The following is a 6962-nucleotide window of genomic DNA, read 5'->3' on the forward strand; positions in this document are numbered from 1 at the left end:
ATGTCGCAGGGATCAACTGAAAGAAGGTGTCCTTACTTGGGGAGATCTCTTCGTTGTAGGTTCAACAAGAGAAGTCAGCAGAGGTCATAGTAGGCGATACAAGTACCGACAAGTTTCGGAGAACTCACCTCGCTGAAGGACCGAAGGTTACAGTGTCCTTAATTGAAAATGGAGGTGTATTCTGTTGATTCAGCAGAAGAAGAATATGCTAGCCTTTACAAAGCAGGACTAGGTTTTAAATTTTAGTAGAATGATCGAACAAGTAGTGTCTAAAATAAATATGAAACGGGCGTATCAACGTGTTTACCGTAACGGAGGAAGTGCAGGAATCGACAAAATGTCCATTGCTCAACTCTTCTTTCACTTACAGAAAACATGGGATAACACCAAAAGCAGTATACTTTCGGGTCAATATCTACCTCAACCTATTAAAGGGGTGGAGATTCCCAAACCGAATGGTAAAACACGTCTTTTGGGTATTCCTACAGTACAAGATCGTCTCATTCAGCAGGCATTACATCAAGTTTTATCTCCCATTTTCGAAAGGGAATTTTCAGATTACAGCTTTGGTTTTCGCCCCAATAAAAGTGCTCACGATGCACTTCAAACATCGTTATCCTACATCAATGAGGGTTATCAACATATTATTGATATCGACCTTAAAAGCTTTTTCGATGAAGTAGATCACAGCATCTTACTGCAACTGATCTACCAAAGAGTCAAATGTCCTATCACCATGAAACTGATTCGTAAATTCCTAAGAGCACCAATCATGATTCAAGGCAAACTGGAGAAAAGACGAAAAGGAGTTCCGCAAGGAGGACCATTAAGTCCACTTCTTTCTAATATTTTGCTTCATGAACTGGATCTCTTTTTAATGGAACGAGGAGTTCGTTTTGTGCGATATGCCGATGATTTCAGCATTTATGTTAAGTCGGAAAAAGCAGCAAAACGTGTAGGAAATAACGTGTATGTTTTTCTACGGGATGTCCTAAAACTACCGATCAATCGAGAGAAAAGTGGAAAACGTCGTCCTCTAGATTTTGAGGTACTTGGTTATGCTTTTGTATCGAGCTATAAGAAAGGTTCAAAAGGACAATATCAATTGGTTGCCAAGCGTGATTCATGGAAAAGTTGAAGACAAGCCTCAAAGAGGTTACTCGAAAAACAACTCCCATGAGTTTTGATGAACGCATCAAGAAACTTTTAGAAATCCAAAGAGGTTGGGTGAACTACTTTAGTCTTGGAAACATCAAACGAAAACTTAAAAAGGTAGATGAATGGGTCAGAAATAGACTGCGTTACTGCATCTGGCATCATTGGAAAAAGGTAGAACGGAAACGCAAAAACTTAATGCGTTTGGGGATATCTTATGATCAGGCATACGCTTGGAGCAGAACGAGAAAAGGAGGATGGGCAGTTGCTCAAAGTCCGATTCTTATCACCACAATCACCTTAGAACGACTTGAGAAAAGAGGGTATATTTCTATGTCCGATATCTACAAAAAGTTAGCCGAACAGTAACCAACCGCCGTATACGCGGTCCGTACGTACGGTGGTGTGAGAGGGTCTCCGCTAGGTTATTTGCCTAGCGGCGCTCTACTCGATTATAATGCGTATGTAGTTTTAATAATTTGTGTATTCTGACTGCCTTTTGATAGCTTTTCTGAAATAACACCTTGCAATAAATTGTCACATTTAATGGTGAATTTTGTTGGAAAGAAACTACCATAAAGGACAAGATAGAACTAATTATTTAAGGGCTTTTTAAATACCTCTCTACCATAAAAAGTTATTGCCGAAAAGTAAGGTGGTAGATCATAATTAAACCTTGATAATTTCTTTCAGATAACTACTAAATTTAATTCTCAAATGATATTACAATTGGCAATTCTAAAGTCTGTTTGGTTGGAAGGATTGAAAGTCCCAAAAATAATTTAGAGCAGGAATATTGAAATTTTTGTACTACAGTGTCGTCTGGACTGTGGTAACAATGCTGATAGTGTAATTTACCTCTGTCATAATTAACCTAAACATGAAGTAGTATGTATTAATTTTGCACTAAAACAAAAAGCCTTTTTCTTGTAGTAAATCTTGACTGATTAACAATCTGAAATTTCAATTTTTATGCTATCATTTCCTTCTATGCATTATAACGTAATGGCTAAACTACGACCAGCGGGTGTGTCACCCGATGGATGGAGATTAGCTATTGTGTGTGCCCAAAATGGGCACGATCTATATTTGTCTAAATATAGTTCAATCTTCTAGAGGGTGCAAGTCCCTTATGCGCGGAGTACGATCCCGAAGCATTAGCACGTGACAAGGTGGTTTCTCGTGAGGGATGCACTGAAGTAAGTCAAACGGCAAAAGTTGGTACTGACAGACAGGAACGACATATGAGGCATAGGCGGTAGGATGAGTAAGCACATCATTGCGAAGTCCGAACGTGTGTATCACGCTGTAATTCCAAACACAGTGCTGTCTATGTAGATGTCGCAGGGATCAACTAAAAGAAGGTGTCCTTACTTGGGGAGATCTCTTCGTTGCAGGTTCAACAAGAGAAGTCAGCAGAGGTAATAGTAGGCGATACAAGTACCGGCAAGTTTCGGAGAACTCACCTCGCTGAAGGACTGAAGGTTACAGTGTCCTTAATTGAAAATGGAGGTGTATTCTGTTGATTCAGCAGAAGAAGAATACACTAGCCTTTACAAAGCAGGACTAGGTTTTAATTAGCCGAACAGTAACCAACCGCCGTATACGCGGTCCGTACGTACGGTGGTGTGAGAGGGTCTCCGCTAGGTTATTTGCCTAGCGGCGCTCTACTCGATTATGTGTGTGTTATCCTGCAAAGTACCAAAACAATTCTGTTTTTTCTTCTTTACCCTTTATTAAATGTCCTTCTTTAAAAACATTTTCCCTAATATATTTGTATGGATATTCTACATTTTTATCAGTTATTTCCCAAATTACTATTTCAGGTTGTTTCATGGACCCTTGAATGTCATAACCAGCTACTTCATCAAAACTAATAACAAGCTGAAAACCTTCTAAATTGTATAATTCAAAAATAGGAGGACCAGAAATTGGTTCAGATGTTACAATTAAATACCTATGGTCAATTAGGTTATCTACAATTTTCCCATTAGTAATGTGCTTAGGAACCACTACTAACTTCTTAGTCTTACTATTAAAAACATACTGCTCTACAACTTTATTAATAGCCCACATATCACCTAAACAACATTCTATATCATCAATAAAATACGCTGTGTTCATTTTTATGAGGTAGAGGTTATTGTCCAATGTATCACAGGAAATTGTTTTAATACTTTGGTCTATTTTATGGGGCTCTTCACGAAATTGAAGAAGGGTACTTATTAGATATCCATTTCTAATTTCAAAGGTATCTTTACCAATTATAGTTTGACGTAGATCTTCACTTAACTTATCTTCTCGCATTTTGATTTTTGTCACAATATCTTTTTCTCTACTTGTCAATTCGACCTTATCCATATATCCTGACAAGTGGAAATTACGGTTATAAAGTTCTTGAAGGTCTGAGTTACGGAAACGATAACCTTTTTTTGCGAAAATATAATTCCTAAAAATCCATAAATCTCCTAAGGACAACTCTCCTAAATGATCTTCAAATGCTTCTCCATCAAGTATTTCATCAATTTCCATTTGAGTAAATTGCCCAATGGTTTGGTTAGGAATACCTATTATAAATAGTAGAATAAATACTGATATTAACTTCATTTTCTTTTTCTTATACACCCTCTCACACATAACATTCGATATACACCACTGTGACACAATATATTTATTAAACGCCATGGCATATATACAATAGTATAAATATAAGCCTATAATATAAATTATCAAATACGAAATATAATTATCAGGCGCTGATGAGGTTTCTATTTCCCTTAAACCTGTAAATAACTCTATTTCAATCGTTAATCCATTACAAATGAACCTATGATTAGGTGCGTCTTCAGAGTAACTTTATATGTATTGCTAATATTAAGTCATCTTTATCTTCGATTTGATACAATTTTATGAAATTTACAAAGAATGTGTTGTTTATCGGTATATTACACGTTTATAAACGTTTAGATACGGATAAATTGTAAAAAATCTATTTTATATAAAAAAGCTTATAATCAGATTACAGGCTTTCCATTTAATATTGAATGCATACATTTTTTGGTTCGGTGAAAAAGCGTAAGGCTTCAAATCCTCCTTCTCGACCTACACCGGAATTTTTGACTCCTCCAAAAGGTGTTCGTAAATCTCTATAGAGCCATGTGTTCACCCAGACGATGCCTACATGAATTTTTTTAGCCATGCGATTGGCTCTGCTTATATTTTCAGTCCAAATACTACTTGCCAAACCATACGCAGTGGCATTCGCTAGTTGTAAGGCTTCTTCTTCCGTTTTGAAAGGCATAATAGTTACTACTGGACCAAAAATTTCTTCTTGATTTGTTCTGCAGTTTTGATCTAACCCTTCAATAATTGTAGGGGAGATGTACCAACCTTTTTCATGACCTTCAGGGTGAATGGCTTTTCCTCCTAAGATGATTTCACCACCCTCTTTTTTCGCAATTTCTATATGCTTTAATACTTTTTCGTAATGCGCTTTTGAAACTATTGCCCCTTGTTTCGAATCCTCAAGATGAGGAGGACCCACTTTTAATTCTTTTACATTCTGAACAAAGTCTCTTTTGAATTGCTCATAAATACTTTCTTCCACTAAAATTCTTGAACCACAAAGACAAATTTGTCCTTGATTGGCAAAGGAAGATCGGATGGTAGTTTGCAACATTTTATCATAATTACAATCTGCAAAAATGATATTTGGGTTTTTACCACCCATTTCTAAGGATACCTTTTTAAATGCAGGTGCGGCAATTTTTGCAATTTCTTTACCTACTGTTGTACTACCTGTAAATGAAATGGCTTTAACATTGGGATGTTTTGTGATTTCTGCACCTACATTTATTCCATCTCCATGCACTATATTAAGAACTCCTTTTGGTAGACCTGCTTCAATACATAATTCAGAAAGTAAATAGGCGGTCAATGGTGTCACTTCGGAAGGTTTAGCGACCACAGCATTTCCAGCAGCTATAGCAGGAGCAATTTTCCACGTAAACAAATAGAGGGGGAGATTCCAAGGAGAAATAGCACCGACCACACCAAGAGGTTGACGTAATGTAAAATTTATTGCATCAGTCATTTCATGTGCAGCTGTAGAAAATTGTGTAATGGCTTGGGCGAAAAATCTAAAGTTTGCGGATGCTCTTGGAATGTCCACCATCTTTGCTAACCAAACCGGCTTGCCATTGTCTAAAGATTCCGCTTCCGCTAAACGATCAAGATTTTCTTCAATTAAATCGGCAATCTTTGTTAGAATTCTACTTCTTTCATCAATTGAAGTAGCTGCCCAATCTTCAAATGCCTTTTCACCAGCCTCTATTGCTTTTTCAACATCTGATAAATCAGAATTTGGTACTTTTCCGTAAACTTCCCCTTTGGAAGGATTATATAGTTCTAAATACTTTTGATGTGTGGGTGCAACCAGTTCACCATTGATATAATTCTTTAGTATCATTCCTTTATTGCTTTAAAAGATCTAAGGCCACATCCACAATCATATCTTCCTGACCACCGACCATTTTTCTTTTTCCTAATTCATTCAAAATAGTGCGTGTATCCAATCCATATTTTTGAGCCGCTCTCTCTGAATGTAAAAGGAAGCTAGAATACACACCGGCATACCCTAATGAAAGTGTTTCTCTATCTACTTGAACAGGACGTTGTTGTAAAGGACGAATCATATCATCCGCAATGTCCATTAAAGGAAATAAATCAGCATTATGCGTTACATTCATTTTATTTAGTGTTGCCACCAAAACTTCTAAAGGACAATTACCGGCTCCAGCACCCATTCCTGCCAGAGAAGCATCTAAACGATTGGCACCTTCTTCCATAGCCACAATTGTATTCGCAACACCAAGAGATAAATTGTGATGACAATGAATCCCGACTTCTGTTTCCGCACGAAGAATATCTTTAAAAGCCTTAATACGTTCTCTCACACCATCCATAAGTAATGCACCTGCAGAGTCAGTAACATAAACGCATTTGGCACCGTAATCTTCCATTAATTTTGCTTGTTGCGCTAAGTTTTTAGGATCATTCATATGTGCCATCATTAAGAAACCAGAAACATCCATATCCATATTTCTAGCCGCTTCAATATGTTGAGCAGAAATATCCGCTTCCGTAGAATGTGTCGCTACTCGAACAGATTGTACTCCTAAATCCTTTGCTCTTTTTAAATCCTCAATAGTGCCAATTCCTGGAATTAATAAAGTCGTTAATTTAGCATGAGTAAGATGTTCTGCTAAACCTTCCAACCATTCCCAATCGGTATGTGCTCCAAATCCGTAATTAAAACTACCACCTGTCAATCCATCACCATGAGATACTTCAATCGCATCGACTTTGGCTTTATCTAAGGCTATAGCGATGTCTTTAATTTGCTGTTTGCTGTACTGGTGTTGAATAGGATGCATGCCATCACGAAGGGTAACATCCTGTAAGTATATTTTATGTGTCATGTGTTTTTATCTTGAATAGTATGATGTATTGGGAAAATGTATATGTTTCGTGAGACACGATGAATCGTGCCTCTACGGTGTAGTTTTTCAATTTATATTCTACCTGAGATTGAAAGTATTTCTTGTAGAGACCCGATTTATCGCGTCTCATGTACCACAATCAGCGCCATATTAAATACCATCAAATTCTCCATCAATCAAATGAATTTTAGTGATTCTATTTTTTTGAAATGTAAATGTTTCGTGAGACACGATGAATCGTGCCTCTACGGTGTAGTTTTTCAATTTATATTCTACCTGAGATTGAAAGTATTTCTTGTAGAGACC

General features: G+C 37.0%; 5 protein-coding genes. 2 read left to right on the top strand and 3 right to left on the bottom strand.

Annotated features, from left to right (window positions below; translation table 11 throughout):
- The first annotated feature begins 250 nt into the window (after window positions 1-250).
- Both ltrA and ACXAHM_RS24545 read left to right on the top strand, forming a co-directional pair.
- The gene (ltrA, locus tag ACXAHM_RS24540; protein WP_474966351.1) at window positions 251-1138 is read left to right on the top strand and encodes a group II intron reverse transcriptase/maturase; all 888 of its coding nucleotides are present in this window, start codon (window positions 251-253) and stop codon (window positions 1136-1138) included.
- On the top strand, window positions 1135-1524 hold the full coding sequence (locus ACXAHM_RS24545) for a group II intron maturase-specific domain-containing protein (RefSeq protein WP_474966356.1): 390 nt from the start codon (window positions 1135-1137) through the stop codon (window positions 1522-1524). The genes ltrA and ACXAHM_RS24545 overlap by 4 nt, the downstream gene beginning before the upstream one ends.
- A gap of 1317 nt (window positions 1525-2841) precedes the next feature.
- Here ACXAHM_RS24545 and ACXAHM_RS24550 read toward each other — a convergent pair.
- From ACXAHM_RS24550 to dmpG, 3 genes are all read right to left on the bottom strand, one after another.
- Window positions 2842-3762 (bottom strand): YARHG domain-containing protein, encoded by a 921-nt coding sequence (locus tag ACXAHM_RS24550; RefSeq protein ID WP_474966360.1) that lies wholly within the window; start codon window positions 3760-3762, stop codon window positions 2842-2844.
- 427 nt (window positions 3763-4189) lie between these two features.
- On the bottom strand, window positions 4190-5623 hold the full coding sequence (locus tag ACXAHM_RS24555; RefSeq protein WP_474966363.1) for an aldehyde dehydrogenase: 1434 nt from the start codon (window positions 5621-5623) through the stop codon (window positions 4190-4192).
- Between the two features lie 4 nt (window positions 5624-5627).
- Window positions 5628-6635 (bottom strand): 4-hydroxy-2-oxovalerate aldolase, encoded by a 1008-nt coding sequence (gene dmpG / locus ACXAHM_RS24560; RefSeq protein WP_474966365.1) that lies wholly within the window; start codon window positions 6633-6635, stop codon window positions 5628-5630.
- Window positions 6636-6962: the final 327 nt, after the last annotated feature.

This window comes from Flammeovirga sp. AWQ4_249 (genome assembly GCF_056161045.1).